The sequence below is a fragment of the uncultured Thiodictyon sp. genome, from assembly GCF_903946935.1.
Lineage (GTDB): Bacteria > Pseudomonadota > Gammaproteobacteria > Chromatiales > Chromatiaceae > Thiodictyon.
Window position 1 is genome coordinate 22,405 of record NZ_CAJAXH010000073.1, and the last position, 20,020, is coordinate 42,424.

General features: G+C 65.4%; 13 protein-coding genes. 5 read left to right on the top strand and 8 right to left on the bottom strand.

Annotated elements, in window-relative coordinates; all coding sequences use genetic code 11:
• Positions 1-316: 316 nt before the first annotated feature.
• From QZX93_RS06575 to QZX93_RS06585, 3 genes are read left to right on the top strand one after another with little or no spacing between them, the layout of a single operon-like run.
• Complete coding sequence (locus QZX93_RS06575; protein WP_295384706.1) at positions 317-1,495, top strand: aspartate aminotransferase family protein; 1,179 nt, start codon at positions 317-319, stop codon at positions 1,493-1,495.
• Positions 1,496-1,532: 37 nt separating this feature from the next.
• Positions 1,533-2,459: an ornithine carbamoyltransferase gene (gene argF / locus QZX93_RS06580; protein WP_295384709.1), complete on the top strand. Its 927-nt coding sequence runs from the start codon at positions 1,533-1,535 to the stop codon at positions 2,457-2,459.
• Positions 2,460-2,515: 56 nt separating this feature from the next.
• On the top strand, positions 2,516-3,196 hold the full coding sequence (locus tag QZX93_RS06585; protein WP_295384712.1) for a TIGR04211 family SH3 domain-containing protein: 681 nt from the start codon (positions 2,516-2,518) through the stop codon (positions 3,194-3,196).
• A 254-nt stretch (positions 3,197-3,450) separates the two neighbouring features.
• Here the strand turns inward: QZX93_RS06585 and hypF are convergent, their stop codons facing one another.
• From hypF to QZX93_RS06605, 4 genes are read right to left on the bottom strand one after another with little or no spacing between them, the layout of a single operon-like run.
• Positions 3,451-5,814: a carbamoyltransferase HypF gene (gene hypF / locus QZX93_RS06590; protein WP_295384714.1), complete on the bottom strand. Its 2,364-nt coding sequence runs from the start codon at positions 5,812-5,814 to the stop codon at positions 3,451-3,453.
• On the bottom strand, positions 5,808-6,554 hold the full coding sequence (locus QZX93_RS06595; RefSeq protein WP_295384716.1) for a hypothetical protein: 747 nt from the start codon (positions 6,552-6,554) through the stop codon (positions 5,808-5,810). The genes hypF and QZX93_RS06595 overlap by 7 nt, the downstream gene beginning before the upstream one ends.
• Positions 6,555-6,584: 30 nt before the next feature.
• A complete protein-coding gene (locus QZX93_RS06600; protein ID WP_295394456.1) occupies positions 6,585-7,229 on the bottom strand; it encodes a hypothetical protein in 645 nt (214 codons plus the stop codon).
• Entirely contained in the window at positions 7,226-7,603 is a 378-nt protein-coding gene (locus QZX93_RS06605; protein WP_295384720.1) for a response regulator, read from the bottom strand. Before QZX93_RS06605 ends, QZX93_RS06600 begins: the two co-directional genes overlap by 4 nt.
• 405 nt (positions 7,604-8,008) lie before the next feature.
• Here QZX93_RS06605 and QZX93_RS06610 point away from each other — a divergent pair, with 405 nt between their 5' ends.
• Entirely contained in the window at positions 8,009-9,694 is a 1,686-nt protein-coding gene (locus tag QZX93_RS06610) for an efflux RND transporter periplasmic adaptor subunit (protein WP_295384722.1), read from the top strand.
• Between the two features lie 136 nt (positions 9,695-9,830).
• Positions 9,831-13,043, top strand: a complete 3,213-nt coding sequence (locus QZX93_RS06615; protein ID WP_295384724.1) for a CusA/CzcA family heavy metal efflux RND transporter — start codon at positions 9,831-9,833, stop codon at positions 13,041-13,043.
• A gap of 225 nt (positions 13,044-13,268) precedes the next feature.
• On the opposite strand, the gene QZX93_RS06620 is transcribed toward QZX93_RS06615, so the two are convergent.
• The 4 genes from QZX93_RS06620 to QZX93_RS06635 form a co-directional block, all read right to left on the bottom strand.
• On the bottom strand, positions 13,269-14,618 hold the full coding sequence (locus QZX93_RS06620; RefSeq protein ID WP_295384726.1) for a phosphatidylserine decarboxylase family protein: 1,350 nt from the start codon (positions 14,616-14,618) through the stop codon (positions 13,269-13,271).
• Between the two features lie 7 nt (positions 14,619-14,625).
• Positions 14,626-16,812: a RelA/SpoT family protein gene (locus tag QZX93_RS06625; RefSeq protein WP_295384728.1), complete on the bottom strand. Its 2,187-nt coding sequence runs from the start codon at positions 16,810-16,812 to the stop codon at positions 14,626-14,628.
• Positions 16,813-16,826: 14 nt separating this feature from the next.
• Positions 16,827-17,120 (bottom strand): DNA-directed RNA polymerase subunit omega, encoded by a 294-nt coding sequence (gene rpoZ / locus QZX93_RS06630; protein ID WP_295384730.1) that lies wholly within the window; start codon positions 17,118-17,120, stop codon positions 16,827-16,829.
• Between the two features lie 169 nt (positions 17,121-17,289).
• Complete coding sequence (locus QZX93_RS06635; protein WP_295384732.1) at positions 17,290-19,638, bottom strand: Tex family protein; 2,349 nt, start codon at positions 19,636-19,638, stop codon at positions 17,290-17,292.
• Between the last annotated feature and the right edge of the window lie 382 nt (positions 19,639-20,020).

Genomic DNA, 20,020 nt, shown 5'->3' on the forward strand with positions numbered 1-20,020 from the left:
TAATCATTATCCCGGGCCATCGGCCCCGCCAGCCAGCTCCCCGGTCGGCTTGAACGCCGCCGCCGGTGTACTCGGAAAAACCTCTGATCTGGGCCACTTGCCCCCATCCGGAACCCCCGCCACACCCGCCTGAAGCCCCTCAATCACCGGAAATGCACGTCAGCGGCGTCCAAACACTTGTCTTGTTTAGGGCGGACGCGCTATCTTTCGCCGCTTGGTGTTTCTGTCAGGGCGGTTTCCCGCGTTAAGGAACCGCCTTTTTGTTTTTTTGGACGCGGCACCTCGCGCGTCCCGGAGCCGATTCGGCAGGGCCTCTATGAGCGAACCCTTGATGGCGACCTACAAACGACTGCCCGTGACCTTCGCACGTGGCGAAGGCGTGTGGCTGTGGGACGATAGCGGTACGCGTTACCTGGACGCGCTGGCCGGGATCGCCGTGTGCGGCCTGGGCCATGCCCACCCCGCGGTGCGCGACGCCCTGTGCGCGCAGGCCGGGCTGCTGGTGCATACCTCCAATATCTACGGCATCGCCGAACAGGAGCGCCTGGGCGCCCTGCTCACGGCGCTCGCGGGCATGGACCGGGTCTTCTTCGGCAACTCGGGGGCCGAGGCCAACGAGGCGGCGATCAAGTTGGCGCGCCTCTACGCCCACCAGCGCGGCATCGAGAACCCGGCCATCCTGGTGATGGAGAACAGCTTCCACGGCCGCACGCTCGCGACCCTGAGCGCGACCGGCAACCGCAAGGTGCAGGCCGGCTTCGAGCCGCTGGTGCAAGGCTTCCTGCGCGTCCCGTATAACGATATCGACGCCATCGAGACCGCCGCCGCCAACCGCAAGAACATCGTAGCCATCCTGGTGGAGCCCATCCAGGGCGAGGGCGGCATCAATATCCCCGGCGATGACTACCTGCCGGCCCTGCGGCGCATCTGCGACCGCGAGGGGTGGCTCCTGATGCTGGACGAGATCCAGACCGGCATCGGGCGCACCGGGCGCTGGTTCGGCTTCCAGCACACCGACATCGTGCCGGACGTCATGACCCTGGCCAAGGCACTCGGCAACGGGGTCCCGATCGGCGCCTGCGTGGCCCGCGGGGCGGCGGCCGAGGTCTTCGGCCCCGGCAGCCACGGCTCGACCTTCGGCGGCAATCCGCTCGCCTGCCGCGCGGCCCGGGCGGTGCTTGAGACCATCGCGGCGCAGGACCTGGTGGCACACGCCGCGACCCAAGGGGCAGCCCTGCTCGCGGCCTTCCGGGAGTCCCTCGCCGGGACGGCGGGGGTGGTCGCCATCCGCGGGCGCGGCCTGATGCTCGGCATCGAACTGGATCGGCCCTGTAGCGAATTGGTGGGGCAGGCACTGGCAGCGGGGCTGCTGATCAATGTCACCGCCGAGCGGGTGATCCGGCTCTTGCCGCCACTAATCATCGATCAGGACGAAGTCGCAGCGTTGGTCGAGGGTCTCAGCGCCCTGATCCGCCGGTTCCTCAGTGCCCCTTGAGGGCGCGCTTGACCCACTCCCGGAGAACGGACCCCCGATGCAAGCCATCCCGAGCACCTGTCGGCACCTCCTCTCGCTCACCGATCTGGCCGCCGCCGAGGTGCGCGCCCTGATTGCGCGCGCCACCGAACTCAAGGCCATGCGCCGCCGCGGGGAGGACTATCGCCCCCTGCGCCACCGCGTCCTGGCGATGATCTTCGAGAAATCCTCGACCCGCACGCGCGTCTCTTTTGAGGCGGGCATGGCCCAACTCGGCGGCCATGCCATGTTCCTGTCGGCACGCGACACCCAACTCGGGCGTGGCGAACCGGTCGAGGACGCCGCCCGGGTCCTCTCGCGCATGGTCGATGCGGTGATGATCCGCACCTTTGAGCAGGAGACTGTGGAGCGCTTCGCCGCCCATTCCTCGGTGCCGGTCATCAATGGCCTGACCAACCGCCTGCACCCCTGTCAGGTCCTCGCCGACATCCAGACCTATGTGGAGCATCGCGGCGATATCGGCGGCCGGCGGGTGGCCTGGATCGGCGACGGCAACAATATGTGCCAGACCTACATGGAGGCGGCATGTCTGTTGGATTTCGAGCTGCGTATCGGTTGCCCCGCCGGTTTCGAGCCGGAGACCGGGTTGCTGGCCGAATGCGCCGACCGCTGCGAGATCATGCACGACCCGGTAGCCGCCGCCGCGGGGGCCGATCTGATCGTCACCGATGTATGGGCCAGCATGCACCAGGAGGACGAACTGGCCACCCGCATGGCGCAGTTCGCCCCCTTCCAGGTCAACGAGGCGGTGATGGCCGGCGCCGCGCCCGACGCGCTCTTCATGCACTGCCTGCCGGCGCACCGCGGGGAAGAGGTGACCGCCGCGGTCATCGACGGCCCCCAATCCGTGGTGTGGGACGAGGCCGAGAATCGCCTGCATGTGCAAAAGGCGCTGCTTGAATTCCTGCTGGTCCTCGGGCGTTGAGGCCCCCGCGCCGCGTGCGCCGAAAAACCCGTATCACATCGTAGCGAGGACGCCCCATGAGCGCATCGGCACCCCTGTTGTGCGGCCTCTGTGCCGCGCTACTGATCCCGTTATCGGCCCAGGCCGAGACCAGTTACGTCACCGATCAACTGGAAGTCGGCCTGCGGGCCGGGGGTAGCACCCGTTACAAGGTCATCAAGATGCTGCCGAGCGGCACACCGCTCGAAGTGCTGGGGGTCAACCGGACCACCAAATACGCGCAGGTCAAGACCCTGGACGGCGCCGTTGGTTTCGTGCCCGCGGACCAACTCCAGACCGAACCCGCCGCGCGCAACCGCGTCGCCGCGCTGGAGGCCCGTCTCGCCGAGCTGCAACAGTCGCCCGACGCACTCTCCGCCCGACTCGCCAAGGCCCAATCCGAGCGGACCGAGCTGGCGGCGCGTAACCAGGACCTGGTGCAGAAGAGCAATCTGCTGGAGCAGCAACTGGCGACCATCCGCCACGCCAGCGCCAACGTGCTGGAGGTCACCACCGACCGGGAGCGGCTGCGTGTCCAGGTGGCGGACCTGACCCGCGCCCAGGCGGAACTGGAACAGGAAAACCGCGATCTCAAGAACCAGACCAATCTGCGCTGGTTCCTGATCGGGGCCGGGGTCTTGGTCGGCGGGATACTGCTCGGCCTGATCCTCCCGCGGCTGCGCCTGCGGCAGCGCAAGAATACCTGGGGAACGCTGTAGCGCTGAACGAGGCCGCCCTCGCGCCGAGATCCGTCATCGTTGTCCGATCATGGATAGCCCTATCTCGCGGGCATTGATCCTATCTCGCGGGCATTGATCACTTGGCGCCTTGGCGTGACAACTGCTCTTTCTAGCAGGCTGTCGGACTTAGTGATGCAACCGATTGAATGCAAAGAGTTTCCTCTTTTGCGCCAAAAAGTCGTTTTCCTTTTTAATCAATCGGTTACGCCATCAAGTCCGACAGGCTGCTAGGATCAAGCCCCCCACGCCGCCGCAATCGCCGCCTGGCCCAGGGCCAGACCGCCGTCGTTGGCGGGCACCTGATGGTGGGTGAGGGGCGCGAACCCGTGCCGGCGCAGCCGTTGGCAGACCCCTTCCAACACCAGCCGATTCTGGAAGACCCCGCCGGACAGGGCGACCTGCCGCAGCCCCTGAGCCGCCGCCAGGTCGGCCGCCAGGTCGGCCACGGCGCGGCAGAAACCCTGGTGGAACCGGACACTGATCTGTCCCGCCGGGACCCCGGCGGCCAGGTCGTCGAAGAGACTCACCCACAGGGGGCTAGGGTCGAGCTCCGCACGGCCAGCGACCGCGATGCGGCCAAAGGGGTAGCCCTCCCCGGCGTCCGCCAGCGCCCCCACCGCCAATGACTCCAACTCGATCGCCGCCTGGCCCTCATAGCCGATCCGCTCGGCACACAGCCCCAGGGCCGCGGCCACCGCATCGAACAGACGCCCGGCCGAACTCGACAGGGGCGCATTGAGGCGGCGCGCCATCAGGATGCGCAGCTGGGGCACCGGCCGCTCGGCCAGTCGCCGGGAGAGCTCCAGCCCAGGCCAGCGGCGCAGGAACTCATCCCAGCCCAGACACACCTCGATCTGCGCCACCAGGTTGCGCCAGGGCTCCAGGATGGCCCGGGTGCCGCCGGGCATGGGCACCGGCCGCAGCCAACCAACCCGCCGATAGCAACGATAGTCCGCCGCCAGGAACTCACCGCCCCAGAGGGTCCCATCGGCCCCATAACCCAGACCGTCCAGCGCGATGCCAAGCACCGGCCCGCCATCCAGCGGCCAGCCGTTATCGGTCAGGACGGCGGCGATATGGGCGTGGTGGTGCTGAACCTGGATCAGCTCCAGACCCTCACGCGCGGCCCGCTCCCGGCCGGTGAGGCTGGAACGATAGTCCGGGTGCAGGTCCACCGCAATCCGCTGCGCTGCGTGCTCGAACAGGGATTGATAGAGGTCGATGGTCTGTTCATACTCGCGGGCGGTATGCGCCTCCTCCAGGTCGCCCAGGTGTTGGGTCAGGATCGCCTGGCCGTTGCGCAGCAAACAGACCGTATTCTTGAGCTCGCCCCCCATCGCCAGGACCGGCGCGCAGTCGGCAAAACCGGGCGGCATGGCGATGGGCGCCGGGGCGTAACCGCGCGCGCGCCGCAACAGACGCGGCGCCCCATCCATCCAGCGCACCACCGAATCGTCTACCCGGTTGACGATGACCCGGTCGTGCAGCAGGGCGAAGTCAGCAAGCCCGCCCAACCGTGCCAAGGCATCCGTGTTATCGATGCACTGCGGCTCTTCGCTTAGGTTCCCGCTGGTCATCACCAACGGGCGCTCCCAGTGCGCCAGCAACAGCAGGTGTAGCGGGCTGTAGGGGAGCATGAAGCCCAGGGTCGACTGGCCCGGGGCAAGCTGCGGCGCCAACTCCGGGCCCGACAGCCGCTCCAGCAGGACAATCGGCGCGGCCGGGCTCGCCAGCAGTGCGGCCTCACCCTCCCCCACCCGCGCATAGCGCCGGATGACCGCCAGATCCCTGGCCATCAGGGCGAAGGGCTTGCCGAAGCGCCGCTTGCGGCGACGCAGTTCGCTCACCGCCGCGGCGTCGGCGGCATCGCAGGCGAGGTGGAAGCCCCCGATCCCCTTGATCGCCAGGATGCGCCCCTCGCCGAGTAGCCGCGCGGCCGCGGCGATGGCATCCACGGCGCCCAGGTCGGCCGGGTCCAGTGCCTGCCCCACCCGATCCGCCAACCAGACCCGCGGACCGCAGACCGGGCAGGCGTTGGGCTGGGCATGGAAACGCCGATCCGCCGGGTCCTGGTACTCGGACGCACAGGCCGGACACAAGGCAAAGACCCCCATGCTGGTATTGGCGCGGTCATAGGGGATGGCGCGCAGGATGCTCAGACGCGGCCCGCAATGGGTGCAGTTGGTGAAGGGGTAACGATAACGGCGATCGGCCGGGTCCAGGACCTGCGCGGCGCAGGCGGCACAGGTGGCCGCGTCCGCCACCACACCGGTCTGCACCCCGGTGCTCGCGCTCGCCAGGATGACGAAGCCGGGGGGATCGGGGGCAGGTGCGGCGATGGCGCCGGATTCGATGGCCGCGATCCGCGCCAGTGGCGGACAGTCCAAGCGCAGCCGGGCGCAGAACCGATCGAGCAGGTCGGGGGCGGCGTCCGCCGGCGCCCAGGCCCGGATCAGCACCCCCTCCCCGTCATTGCACACATCGCCCGAGAGCCCGAAGGCGCGCGCCGCCCGCCACACCATGGGGCGGAAGCCCACCCCCTGCACCAGGCCTCTAACGCGGATCGCGACGCCCGTGCCGACTGAGCGGGTCAGCATGGCCTGCGCGTTTCCCGCAGCGTGATCTCGAGCAGGGCATGACGCCGCTTGGCGTCTTGGATCAGAGAATCCGCATCATCCTGACTGATGGCAAAGAAGGTCTCGATGGTGTCGCGGATTTGCATCCCTTCCTGCAGCAGCTCCTTGGGCATCAACTGCTCGAACTGATCGCGAAATCTTCCGGTCAATAAATCATCGATCGACGCCCCTTGCAACAATTGCCCATCGCGATTGATCCAGCCCATCTCAAGCAGTTGGCAAATAAACGCCGGCACCTGCTTGATGCCTGCCAGGGCCTTGAGACCCGCGGCGATCTTGGCGCTGAAGCGACGACTGAGCTCCTTGGCAATCAGCTTGACAATCAATTGATCCAGGTGGTCTTGCAGTGCTTGATACTGCGGTAAATTCGTCCGGCCCTGCTGCGCCCGCTCAAGCACTTGGCTGGGCACGATATGAATCGAAATCTCCATCACATTTTGGCCGCCGTCACAGACCGAAAATTGTATATCCATACTCAGGCTCTCCATCTGACTGATCAGCTTGCGCCGCTCATGTGGAGAACTGTTTGCCGTCAGCCGCTCACTATGCCGCTCCATGTCCATCATCGTCTTGACCAGGCTGGAGCCCATTTTCGGGAAAAAGAGATTGACGAAGCGATAAAGGGCCAGCAGCTTTGCCGTGGACACCTTGTCCGCATCGAGATAAATTGGTGAAAACAGAATCGGGTCGGCGTGTAACAAGGACACTTTGCGAAGCATAATCTGCGGGCCTTAGGCGTTATAAATGGTTCCGATACTACGGAATGGCAGGCGATAAATGACATAAGACACCGAGAAATCATTTTCGAGCATCTTGTCCAGACGATGCATCACCCCCATAAACACCATCGGCAGCTCCCCCGGTTGCAGGGTACCGGTAATTCGATTCAAGATGAATTGATCTCTCAAGATCAGCAACGCCCGGCTCTTGGCCTGATATTCCGTATTGCTCGCCGCCTGATCGACACCCGCATTACTCATCAGCAACTTATTGAGCAGATCGTACTCTTGTATCAGCAGGTCCATGTCTTCAGTACCCTCCAGCGCCGCCCCCTCCTGTATCGCATTACAGATAAATGAAAAATTCGGACTACCACTGTCCGCCAGTCGCCGGGCCAATGCGACTTCATTACCGCACACCGGCACCCCATCCTGATAAATCCGCGTCTTATCCCAGGGGATATTTAACTCGCCTATTTTTGCAGCAATTCCTTTCCACATTTCCTCAACCGCCGACACCTGCTTCTCTATCCTCCTCCGTCTTATCTTCTTATTGGTCAAAATCGAATCTGTGCGCCCGGCGTCTTCCTGTGCGTGCAGGATCGGCACATAGATCAGTCGTCTGCTTTCATTCATCGTGGCGACCCTTTCATTCAAGGCAGCAGCGCCTTGCCGATCACCCCCGCCAAGTCTTTATTCGCAAAAGGCTTGCTCAAGTATTCGCTGACCTTCAGATCCGCCGCCTCCCTGATGGTATCCGGGCAGCCATACCCGGTCAGGATGACGACCAGCACCTTCTTATCGCATTCCCGGATATTGCGCAACGTCTCGATCCCATCCATGTCCGGCATACGCAAGTCGAGAAGAATCAGATCGGGGTCCTCCCGCTCATTAACGAGAATGCCGTCGGCACCATTGGATGCCACGAAGACCCGATAGCCCTCCCGTTCCAAGACATGCCTGACCAGCATCAGCAAATCGGCGTCATCCTCGATAATGAGTATCTTGCGCTGCGCGACGTCTGTTGTCATTGCTATACCTCCGCGTGGTTGGTCGCCTGCTCAATCTGGTCGTCTGCGGCCCGCTGACTACAACGCGGCCGCATCCTCAATCCGCCGCCCGCGCCCGCGCGTTCAATTCACGGGATCGCGAAAGGCATTTCAAAGGTACCGCGGTGAGTTCGGAGGGGAGGATAGCCCCGATGTGGATGGTGGGCAAGGACGGCGAAGAGGGGGCCAGGCGGTACTCGCCTTGATCGGCATCCCGGCTGCCGCCCTTTTCGTCGCATTTGGCACTTGTACTGGGCCAGCGCAGCCCAGACGATAGACGGTCACGCCGGACGGGATGCCGGGCGGCGGGCCAGGGCTGGCGACTGCGCCGACGACGACCCAGTGTCGCCTTCACCCATCTGACTTTAGCACCGCTGCCGTTTCGCTATGCACACCTTGACCAAGTTGATCGTGACCCTCGGCCTGCTCGCCATCGCGGCCGGTCTGTCCGCCGTCGAACACCCCAGCGCCGCCGCCCTGCCGGTCCATGCGGCACATGCCCATGCGGCGCAGGTCTATCAGTGCCCGATGCATCCCTGGATCAAGTCGGACAAACCGGGGGAACGCTGCACCATCTGTGGCATGGAATTGATCGCCGCCAGCGGTGACACCGGGGCCGCAGTCGATCCGAACCTGGTCACACTCAGCGCCGCCCAAGCCGCGGTGACCGGCGTGGCGACCAGCGCGGTCACCCGGGGCGCGCTCACCCGGACGCTGCGGGTGAGTGGGGTTATCGAGGACGACGACACCCGCCATCGCATCCTGGCCGCCCGGGTACCTGGGCGCATCGAGAAACTTCAGGTCAACTATGTAGGCGCCGAGGTCGCGGCCGGTGCGCCGCTCGCCACGGTATTCAGTCCAGAGATGCTCACCGCCCAGCGCCAATATGTCGAGCGGCTCAAGGCCGGCGCGGTCGCCACCCCCCTTTCGGAGCGCGCGGCGGCCCGCGAGCGCCTCTTGGAATTGGGACTCACCGAGGAGGAGATCGGCATCCTGGAACACACGCTGAAGCCCACCGCCATGGTGAACATCCGTGCCCCACTCTCCGGCACCGTGATCTCCCGCTCGGTCTACGAGGGGCAATATGTCAAGGTCAACGATCCACTGTTTGAAATCGGTGACTTTTCGCGGATGTGGTTCGTCTTCGATGCCTACGAGCCAGACCTGGCCTGGCTAAAACTGGGCCAGACCGTGGAGGTCTCGGTGCCCTCCCAGCCCGGCCAGGTGTTGACCGCCCCCATTACCTTCATCGACCCCAGCCTGAACGAGAAGACCCGCACCGCGCGGGTACGGGTGACCTTGGAGAATCCCGAACATCGGCTACGCTTTCGCCAGACCGCCCAGGCGGTGGTCGCGGCGAGCACGCTCGATGGCCTGCTGGTGCCGCGCGCGGCCGTCCTCCAGCACAGCGGTCGACCCATCGTTTATGTCGACGCCGGGGGCTCAGGCTACCGGGCGCGCGAGGTGCGGATCGGTCGCGTGGGCGACACCGACGACGAGGTCCTGGACGGTCTGAAGCAGGGCGAGCGGGTCGTCACCCAGGCCGGCCTGATACTGGATTCGCAGGCGCAACTGGCCCATGCCGCGGTGGATGTGGCGGCGGCCGACCCGGCGCAGGTCACGCCCGTCAAGATCCCCGGCGGTACCGCGCCGCATAACGACGCGACCTATGGGCTCCTGCGGACCCTGGTATTCGCCACCGCGGATGCCGCCACCGCACTCGCGGCCGACGATCTGGCCGGCTATTGTGCGGGCCTACCCGCCCTGCGCCAGGCGCTGGCCGACTATCTCGCCGGCAATGCACCGGCGGAGCGCGGCGACTTGGCCGCATTCACCGACAAGCTACCGGATCCCACCGACCTGGATGCCGCCCGCCGCGCCTTCGAGCCATTCAGTACCGCGGTCGCCGACCTGGCCCGGGCCGAGCACCTACAGCAGCGCGAGGAGGTCTGGATCTATCAATGCCCGATGAGCCCGGTGCTGGGTACCGCGCGCTGGCTGTCGCGTTCCCATCGGTTGCGCAACCCCTTCTTCGGCTCGGCCATGCCCGGGTGCGGGGATGAGGTGAAGTGAGCCGACCATTCTTCGATCCGCCAATGGGGAACCCCGGTCCCAGGCTCCACCGTAAGCGCCGTGCCAGGGCACTCGTGACGCGGAGCGTCCAAGGATGCATTCCCACGCGGAGCGTGGGAACGAGACTGGAACGCGGATGATCGACCGAGTCATTGTCTGGTCGCTGCACAACCGCTTTCTGGTCATCAGCGGCTTTCTCGCACTCTGTACCTGGGGCCTGTTCGCGCTCCAGCGCGTGCCCATCGATGCGATCCCCGACCTGTCGGAGAATCAGGTCATCGTCTACGCCGACTGGCCCGGCCGCTCGCCGCAGGAGGTCGAGGACCAGATCACCTATCCGCTGTCGGTCTCATTGCAAGGGCTCGCCGGGGTCAAGACGGTGCGGGCCAGTTCGATGTTCGGCTTCGCCTTTCTCACCGTGATCTTCGCCGACAGCGTCGACACCTATTTCGCCCGCACCCGGGTGCTGGAGCGGCTCGATTCATTGGGTGACCTGCTGCCGGCGGGGGTGATCGCGCGGCTCGGCCCGGACGCCACCGGGCTCGGCTGGGTCTATCAGTATTATCTCGATGACCAATCCGGCCAGCAGGACCTGGGATCGCTGCGCACCCTGCAAGACACCTATGTGCGCTATCAACTCGCCGCCGTCCCTGGGGTGGCCGAGGTCGCCAGTATCGGCGGCTTCGTTCGCCAATATCAGATCGAGGTCTCCTCACTCCAACTCAAGCAATACGGCGCCACCTTGGGCCAGGTGATGGACGCGGTCAGCAAGTCCAATCTCAATGTCGGTGGCAAGACCATCGAGGAGAACGGTGCCGAGTTCATCGTGCGCGGGGTCGGCCTGATCGAGAGCGCGGCCGATCTCGAACTGATTCCGGTGCTGCCGCGCGGCGGCACCCCCTTATATCTACGCAATGTGGCAACCATCGAGATCGGCGGCGACTTCCGGCGCGGGGCGTTGGATGTCGATGGACGGGAGGTGGTCGGCGGCATCGTGGTCATGCGCTATGGGGAGAACGCTTACCAGGTCATTGCGGACATCAAGACCCGCATCGCCGCCCTGGCCGCGGGACTGCCAACCGGGGTGCGCGTGGTGCCGTTCTATGACCGCAGCGACCTGATCGGGCGCGCCATCGGCACGCTCAAGGATGCACTGACCGAAGAGATCATCCTCGTCACCCTGATGCACATCCTGTTTCTTTTTCATTTCCGCAGCATCCTGATAGTCACCCTGCCGCTACCGGCATCCATCCTGATCGCGTTCATCCTGATGGACCGGTTTGGCATCCCATCGAACATCATGTCATTGACCGGCATTGCCATTTCAATCGGGGTGCTGGTCGATGCCGGCATCGTCATGACCGAGAATGTCATCCGCCATTGCGAGCGGGCCGAGGCGGCGCTCCAGCGCCGGCTCGATGCCGCGGAGGTCTTCGCCCGCACCCTGACCGCCGCCACCCAGGTGGGGCGGCCCATGGTGTTCTCGATGCTGATCATCATCCTCGCCTTCGTGCCGGTCTTCCTGTTGACCGGCCAGGAGGGCAAACTGTTTCATCCGCTCGCCTATACCAAGACCTTTGCGCTGATCGGCGCGACGCTGCTCGCAGTGACGGCGGTGCCGGTGTTCTGCACCCTGCTGGTGCGGGGCCCGCTCAAGCCGGAGGGCGAGAACTGGCTGATGAACGGCCTGTTGCGCGTCTATGAGCCGGCATTGGACTGGGCACTGGGGCATCGCAAGACCGTACTGGGACTCGCGGCCACCCTGCTCACCGCCTGCATCGTCATCGCCTGGGGCCTGCCGCAGGCGGTCAATGCCTGGCTGCCGGAGTCGGTCGCGCGCCACACCCAGGGGTTCGGCACCGAATTCATGCCCACCCTGGAGGAGGGCTCGCTGCTCTTCATGCCGGTCCTGCTGCCCGCCACCGCGTTCACCGAGGTGAAACGCATCATGGCCTGGCAGGACCGCGCGATCCGCGCCCACCCGGCGGTCGCCACGGTGGCCGGCAAGCTCGGGCGGGCGACCACCGCCACCGACCCGGCCCCGGTCGAGATGATCGAGACCACCATCACACTCAAGCCGCGCGAGCAATGGCCGCCCGGGACCACCAAGGCCTCCATCATCGCTGACCTGTCGGCGCGCCTGATGGAGCTGCCCGGCTATGTGCCCGGATTTCTACAGCCGATCGAAAACCGTATCCTCATGACCAGCACCGGCATCCGCGCCCAAGTCGGGGTGAAGGTCTTCGGCGACGAGCTGGATGCACTCCAGCAGCAGGCATTCGAGGTCGAGCGCGCGATCGATCGGATACCGGGGGCGGTCGGTGTGGCACCCTCACGGGTACAGGGCAAGCCCTATCTGGAGGTCCAGGTCCGCCGCGAACCGATGGGCCGCTATGGGCTCAGTGTTCAGGAGCTATTGCGTCAGGTGGAGGCCGGCATCGGCGGGGTCACCGTCGGCAGCACCATCAAGGGCCGCGAACGCTGGCCGATCCAGGTGCGCCTGGAACAGGCGGAGCGCGGCGACCTCGATAAACTCGGCGAGATCCCGATCGTCACACCCTCCGGTGCCACCGTCCAATTGCGGCAGGTCGCCGATCTCAAGCGGGTGGTCGGCCCCAACGAGATCCAGAGCGAAAACGGCCGGCTACGGGTCTTCGTCCAGGCCAATGTGCGCGACCGCGACCTGGGCTCATTCGTCGACGAGATCAAGTCACGTCTCGCCGCCGAGATAACCCTGGCGCCGGGCATGAGCATCGAATACTCGGGTCAATACGAGCAGCAATTGCGCGCCCGTCAGACCCTGCTCTATGTATTCCCCGCCGTCATCCTCATCATCTTTGCCACCCTGGCAATGACCTTCCACTCGGTCGGGGAGGCGGCGCACGTCATCCTGGCGGTGCCCTTTGCACTCACCGGCGGCGTCTTGTTGCAGGCCTGGATGGGATTCAACTTCAGCGTCGCCGTGTGGGTCGGCTATATTGCGCTCTTCGGCACGGCCATTCAGACCGGCGTCATCATGGTGACCTATCTGGAAGAAGCGGTGCAGGAGGCCAGCCGACGTCTGGGTCGCGTATTGACCCGCGCGGAGTTGATCGCGGCAGTCAAGGCCGGGGCGCGGCTGCGGCTACGCCCCAAGGTGATGACGGTCGCCACCACCATCGCCTCCTTGTCACCCATCTTCTGGCTCCAGCGCACCGGGGTAGAGATCATGCAGCCGCTGGCCACCCCGGTGGTCGGCGGGATGATCTCCAGCCTGGTGCATATCCTGATCGTCACGCCAGTCATCTTTTTGTGGCTGAGGGAGCGGAAACTTCCCGCGCCCGCCCAATCGAGCCCTACCGATACCTGAGCTGGATTCCCGGGGGCCGCACGCCCATCAAGTCCAAAGTCGACTATTGCTCACGCCAAGGCGCCAAGCACGCCATGCACGCCATGCACGCCATGCACGCCAAGTTTTTTCAGTGGGTTATCTGCTCAGTGCAACTAACCTAGCGGGCGATCTTGTGGCATCTCCTACCCTCTTGTATTGCTTGGCGAGCTTGGCGCCTTGGCGTGACAACCGACCCTTATCAGGTCAATTGGCGCCTTGATTGCGCACCGTCGCAATCCGCTCACGCACCGGGATATTTTCCGAGTGCAGGCCAGGCGTCTGGTCGTGCAGATCGAACTCCAGATCGACTTGCGGGCGGAAGATCAGGGTATGGGTCGAACCACCGTAATGGAACATGCCGAGCTGGTCCCCTTTCTCCACATGCTGCCCCTCGTAGACGGTGATTTCGTTGGACGACACCTCTGCCATCCCGACGAACATCGCCGCCATCAAGCCAATCTGGGGATTGTCCGCCTTGATGAAAATCAGGGCGCGCGAGGCGACTTGTGTAATGTAGCCTTGTGATTCATTGGGGCTGACCGGGTCAAAGCCAACCGCCGGCGTCGCCGCATAATAGGAGCCGTCGATCACCCGAGTCTTGACGATCCGGCCGCTGACCGGGCTGTGCCAGCGGTGATAACTCAGCGCGCTCAGAAACGCCTGATACACAGTTGCGCCCTCGAACTGGGCGGCCAGCGGATCGTCCGCCAGCATATGGATCAATGAATAGGGCTGATCCTTGATCCAGAACCGATCGCGCAGTTTCACCCCGGTGGCCAACCGGTAGGGTGCCGACTCACAGGCATTGTCAATGACGCGCTCGTCATCCGGGCTGGCGACCGGACGGCGGCCCTCGCGAAAGACCCGGGTGAAAAAATCATCCCATGACGCGAAGCCATGATAGTGCAGTTTCGGATCGGAGACGAAATCCTTATCGAAGGTCGGCATGGCCGCCCGCGCATCACGCCCAAACCAACCCGTATTGGGCTTGTCGTTGAGCACCCAACGCGAATCCGCGGACCGCAGATACACCGCCCAGTAGGCCAGGATCTTCTTTAATTGGCGATTGACCTTGTCGTTCAGGAAGGCGCTAGCGCCGGCCGGCGTACCCATCGCCCAATTGACGATGGCATTGATCGGAAAGCCGACCATGCCGGTCTTATTGAATTGCGGCGGCTGGGTCACGGCCTGGTTCATCAGCCGCAGCATCTCGCGATAGTCCCGCGCCGCCGGATGACCCGCGGCGTCTTTCTCGAACTGCGGCTCGTGCGGAATCTGCTCGAACATTTGCGTAAACAACATGAACAGTTCCGGGTCGGTTTCGATCAAGACCCGAAACTCATCGATCACCGGCAGCAATGGCGTCGTGTCGCTTTGCTCGGCGGCCTGGTCAGCGAGCCGCTGGCGCGCCTCCTGCAACGCCTCTTGATCGGCGTGCAGCCAGGCGCCCGTCTCTTGGGGAGTCGCCGCACCCGGCGGGACCGCCGGGAGCTCGGCGAAGGCCAGCGGCACGGCAGAAATGAGCGCAAGAACGCCCGCTAGATAGCATTTCATCTTCATATCAGCGATTCACCCGGGTAATGCGAATGACCAGTGGGATCTGGCGCAGCCGGCGCATGATCCGCGCGAGGTGTTGGCGTCCACGCACCGTCACCAGGAACTCCAAGGTGGAGGTGGTGCCGTCCTTTTCCTGGGACTGGACGTTCTCGATATTGGACCCCTGCTCGGCGATGACCCCCGCCACCACCGCCAGGGCACCGCGTCGGTTGCCGATGTCGACCCGGATCTCGACTGGAAAGTCACCATCCGGCTCCGGCGCCCACTCGACATCCAACCGTTTGTTGCGCCGGGTCTCCAGGCTGCTCAAGTTGCGGCACTCCTGGCGGTGGACCACGATCCCGCGCCCAGGGCTGAAGACGGCGGCGACCGCATCGCCCGGGATGGGACGACAGCAGCGGGCAAAGGTGACGACCATCCCCTCGGTGCCACGGATCGCAAAGCGGCGCGGGTGGGGTTCGGTCGCCGCCCCCGCCACGGCGCCCGCGCTCTCCCCCTCCGCCCCCACCAAGCGGCGCGCCGCCAGGACCGGCAGACGATTGCCCAGACCGATGTCAACGAGCAGGGTGGCGACATCCGGGAGACCGGTGTCGTCCAGGTAGGCGGCCAGGGTCGCCGGGGGCAGTTGGTCGAAGTCGCTGCCGAACGCGCCCAGTTCGGCGTTCAACAGCCGCTGTCCCAGGGCCTCGGCCTCCTTGGCCTTGAGATTTTTAAGGTAGCCGCGGATCCCGGCGCGCGCCTTGCCGGTGACCACAAAGCCGAGCCAAGCCGGATTGGGCTTGGCGCCTGGGGCGGTGATGACCTCGACCGTCTGGCCGCTGCGCAGCGGGGTGCTCAGGGCGGCCAGCCGCCGGTCGATCCGCCCCGCCACACAGGTGTTGCCCACGTCGGAATGGATGGCATAGGCAAAGTCCACCACGGTCGCCGCCCGCTTCAAGGTGAGTATGCGGCCCTTGGGGGTAAAGACATACACATCGTCAGGGAAGAGATCGACCTTGACGTTATCCAGGAAGTCCTGAGGATTGCCGGCGCCCTGCTGCATCACCAGCAGGTTCTGGAGCCAGTCGTTGGCCAGGTTGGCGGGCGAGTTGGCGTTTTGGCCGCCGCTCTTGTACATCCAGTGGGCGGCGATCCCAGACTCGGCGCCGCGCTCCATGGCCTCGGTGCGGATCTGGATCTCCAGCGGCACGCCTTGGGGGCCGAACAGTACCGTGTGCAGCGATTGGTAGCCGTTGGCCTTGGGGATGGCGATATAGTCCTTGAAGCGCCCGGGCACCGGCTTATAGAGGTTGTGGACCTGACCCAAGACGCGGTAGCAGGTGTCCACCCGATCCACCGTCACCCGCACCCCGAAGACGTCCACCACCTCCGAGAAGGATCGGCGCTTCTCCTTCATCTTGCGGTAGATGCTGTAGAGGTTCTTGCAGCGGCTCTTGACCTCGCCCGGGATGCCCTCTTGCTGGAGCCGGAGTCGGATCGTCGCCTCCACCCCGGCCAGCAATTCGGAGCGCGCCCCGCTGGCCTTCTGCACCGCCCGCTCCAGGATCAGGTGGCGCCAGGGCCAGTAGTGGCTGAAGCCCAGTTCTTCGAGCTCGACCCGGATACTGCTGATCCCCAGGCGGTTAGCGATGGGCGCAAAGATCTCCAGGGTCTCGCGGGAGATGCGCCGCCGACTCTCGGCGCTCATCACCCCTAAGGTACGCATGTTGTGCAGGCGGTCCGCCAGCTTGATCAGGATCACCCGGATGTCCCGGGTCATGGCGAGCAGCATCTTTTGCAGACTGGCCGCCTGGGCCTCGGCGCGGGACTCGAAGTCGATCTGGGAGAGCTTGCTCACCCCGTCCACCAGTTCAGCGACCTCGCTGTCGAAGACCTCGGCGAGCCGGTCCTTGGCGATCGGGGTATCCTCGATCACATCGTGCAGGATGGCGGCGATCAGGCACTTGTAGTCCATGTGCATGGTGCTGAGGGTACGTGCCACCGCCAGCGGGTGATAGATATAGGGCTCGCCCGACTTGCGGCTCTGGCCCTGATGGGCCTCGGCACCGAACAGATAGGCGCGATAGACCTCGCTCACCTGCTCCACCGGCAGGTAGGATTCCAGCGCGGCACAGAGGTCACTGATCAGGAAGCGCGGGGGCCGGCCCGGTTCCGGGTGGGGTAACTCATCTGGGGGGGGCGCGTCGCTCATCCTAAACCCGGGAATTACTCCTTGTCCGAGTCCAGATCGCGCATATCGGCGGCGAGCTCGGCCGCGAGGCGTTGTTCGAGGGCCGCGGCGGTCTCCTCGATGTGGCGCTGAGCGGCCTGGACCACCTCGTTGGTGATGCGGCCAGCGGCGATCTCGCGCAACGCCATGACGGTGGGCTTGTCCTTGAGCCAGGGCAGGGTGGGCTCCACCCCGTTGGCGAGCTGGCGGGCACGCTTGGTGGCAAGCAGGACCAGGTCGAAACGGTTGTCCACGTGGTTGAGGCAGTCCTCTACGGTGATGCGGGCCATCGATCAATACTCCAACAACGGATTCAAATATAACCGGGATATCGGGATAGCGCCGGCAGGACGCCCGGGCGGCAGCTCGCGCGGGCCCGGTGGGCCCGGAACGCCGCGCGCGGGCGCGTGACCCATTAGCCTAGCACAAGAGTCCCAACCGGTCGCGACGACGCGCGCATCACCCCTTCTTCGCCTTCGCAAAGGCCGCGGCAAAGGCGCTATTGGCCGGCACCTGCTGCTCAGGCGCCGGACGGGCCGACGCCGGCCGCCGACCCTCCGGCGGGCGGCGGGGTTGCTCCGCCGTCCGCGGCTGGTCACGCCGCGCGGCGCTGCCGCGCGGCACGCCGGCCTCCGCGGCACGCGTCGGCTCACCCAAACGCATGCTGAGCGCGACCCGTTGGCGGGGTAGGTCGACCTCCAGGACCTTGACCTTGACCAGGTCGCCCGACTTCACCACCTCGTGCGGGTCCTTGACGAAGCGGTCGGCGAGCATCGAGATGTGGACCAGGCCATCCTGGTGGACACCGATGTCGACGAAGGCGCCGAAGTTGGTCACATTCGTCACCGCGCCCTCCAGGATCATGCCGGGCTCCAGGTCTTTCAGCGTCTCGACCCCCTCCTTGAACTCGGCCGCCTTGAATTCCGGGCGCGGGTCGCGGCCGGGCTTCGCCAGCTCGGCGAGGATATCCGCAACGGTCGGCAGGCCGAAACGCTCGTCGGTGAACTCTTTAGGCTCCAGGCGGCGCAGGGTGGCGACATCGCCGATCAGCGCGCGGATATCCTTACCCGCCCGCTCGCAGATCCGGCGCACCACCGGATAGGCTTCCGGGTGGACGGCCGAGCTATCGAGCGGCTCGTCGCCGTCCGGCACCCGCAGGAAGCCGGCGCTCAACTGGAAGGCCTTCTCACCGAAGCGTGGCACCGCCATCAAGCGCTTGCGGTTGCCGAATGCACCGTTGACCTCGCGGAAGGCGACGATGTTCTCCGCCAACCCCCGGTTGAGCCCGGAGACCTGGGTCAACAGGGGCACCGAGGCGGTGTTCAGATCCACCCCGACGGCGTTCACGCAGTCCTCCACCACCGCTTCCAGGGTACGGGCCAAGCGGCCCTGGTTGACGTCGTGCTGGTATTGACCCACGCCGATGGCCTTGGGCTCGATCTTCACCAGTTCGGCCAGCGGGTCTTGCAGGCGCCGCGCGATGGAGACCGCGCCGCGCAGCGACACGTCCAAGTCCGGCAGTTCATTGGATGCCAACTCGGAGGCCGAATAGACCGAGGCCCCGGCCTCGCTGACCACCAGCGAGCGCAGACCCAGGGCCGGGTGACGCTTGATCAACTCGCGGGCGAGTTTGTCGGTTTCGCGCGAGGCCGTGCCGTTGCCGATGCTGATGAGTCGCACCGCATGCGCCTCACACAGCACCGCCAGCCGGGCGATGGAGGCATCCCACTGATTTTTTGGTTGATGGGGATAGATGGTGTCGGTCGCTGCCACCCGGCCGGTGGAATCGACGATCGCCACCTTGACCCCGGTGCGCAACCCCGGGTCCAGACCCAGGGTCGGCAGGCGCCCGGCGGGGGCGGCGAGCAACAGGGCCTTGAGGTTCAGCCCGAAGACGCGGATCGCCTCCGCCTCGGACGCCTCCATCACCCGCCCCTTGAGATCGAGGTCCAGGCGGGTCAAGAGCTTGACGCGCCAGGTCTTGCGCACCGTCTCGGCCAACCAGTCATCGGCCGCGCGGCCCTGGTGCCGCAGCCCGAAGCGGGCAGCGATCAGTGCGCGGTAGGGCAGGTCCGGCTCGTCACCCTCGCCCGGGATGAGGTCCAGGTTCAACACCCCGACATTGCGCCCCCGAAAGAGCGCCAGGGCGCGGTGCGAGGGGAGCTTGGCGAGCAATTCACGGTAGTCGAAATAATCGGAAAACTTGCTCCCCTCCCGCTCCTTACCCGCGACGACCTGGGAGACCAGGATGCCCTCCTCCCACAACCGGTCGCGCAGGCGTCCGGTGAGTTCCGGGTCCTCGGCGAAGCGCTCCATGAGGATCTGGCGCGCACCCTCCAGGGCGCCGGCGACATCGGACACGCCTTTACCCGCGTCGACATAGGCGGCCGCCGCGGCGGCAGGCTCCTGGGTGGGGTCGACCAACAGTCCGTCGGCCAAGGGTTCGAGCCCCGCCTCGCGGGCAATCTGGGCCTTGGTCCGGCGCTTGGGCTTATAGGGTAGATACAGGTCCTCGAGCCGCTGTTTGGTATCCGCACCCGCGATCTCCTCGCGCAGCGCTGGCGTCAGCTTGCCCTGCTCAGTGATGCTGGCAAGCACCGCGGCGCGCCGCTCGCTGAGTTCCCGCAGATAGACCAGCCGTTCTTCCAGGTGCCGCAGTTGGATGTCGTCGAGGCCGCCGGTGGCCTCCTTGCGGTAGCGGGCGATAAAGGGCACGGTCGCGCCCTCGTCCAACAGCCGGACGGCCGCCTCCACCTGGTCGGCGCGGGCCTGGATTTCCTGGCTAATGGTCTTTGTAATAGTCTGCATAGGGCGAGCGGTCCTGCTTAGATGGGGGATGCCGATGGGGCAAGAGCGGGGCGACAGTGTAACCTGGAAAGCGGCTTCAATCGCAACTGAACGCAAACGAACGCATAAAAATACAAGAGGTTATACTTGGATATTCGTGGTCTGCCGAACGCCCCTTGGGCCTCGCCCACCGGTGGGCTTCGGATAGTGCGGCGAGACCGCCAGCGCTGCGCGATCAACTGGCCGCGGCATAAGGCCGCAGCACCTCGGGATGCTCAACCGCCAGCCGTGCCACCAGCAGCGCACTGCCGGGGGGCGGAAAGCGCCCCTGCTCCCAGTCGCGCACGGTGCCGACCGGGGTTTGCAGCAGCCGGGCAAAGGCCGGTTGGGACAGGCCCAAGGC

Coding starts and splice junctions, on each gene's coding strand:
- QZX93_RS06575 (WP_295384706.1), top strand. CDS start 317: ATGAGCGAACCCTTGATGGCGACCTACAAACGACTGCCCGTGACCTTC.
- argF (WP_295384709.1), top strand. CDS start 1,533: ATGCAAGCCATCCCGAGCACCTGTCGGCACCTCCTCTCGCTCACCGAT.
- QZX93_RS06585 (WP_295384712.1), top strand. CDS start 2,516: ATGAGCGCATCGGCACCCCTGTTGTGCGGCCTCTGTGCCGCGCTACTG.
- hypF (WP_295384714.1), bottom strand. CDS start 5,814: ATGCTGACCCGCTCAGTCGGCACGGGCGTCGCGATCCGCGTTAGAGGC.
- QZX93_RS06605 (WP_295384720.1), bottom strand. CDS start 7,603: ATGACAACAGACGTCGCGCAGCGCAAGATACTCATTATCGAGGATGAC.
- QZX93_RS06610 (WP_295384722.1), top strand. CDS start 8,009: ATGCACACCTTGACCAAGTTGATCGTGACCCTCGGCCTGCTCGCCATC.
- QZX93_RS06615 (WP_295384724.1), top strand. CDS start 9,831: ATGATCGACCGAGTCATTGTCTGGTCGCTGCACAACCGCTTTCTGGTC.
- QZX93_RS06620 (WP_295384726.1), bottom strand. CDS start 14,618: ATGAAATGCTATCTAGCGGGCGTTCTTGCGCTCATTTCTGCCGTGCCG.
- QZX93_RS06625 (WP_295384728.1), bottom strand. CDS start 16,812: ATGAGCGACGCGCCCCCCCCAGATGAGTTACCCCACCCGGAACCGGGC.
- rpoZ (WP_295384730.1), bottom strand. CDS start 17,120: ATGGCCCGCATCACCGTAGAGGACTGCCTCAACCACGTGGACAACCGT.
- QZX93_RS06635 (WP_295384732.1), bottom strand. CDS start 19,638: ATGCAGACTATTACAAAGACCATTAGCCAGGAAATCCAGGCCCGCGCC.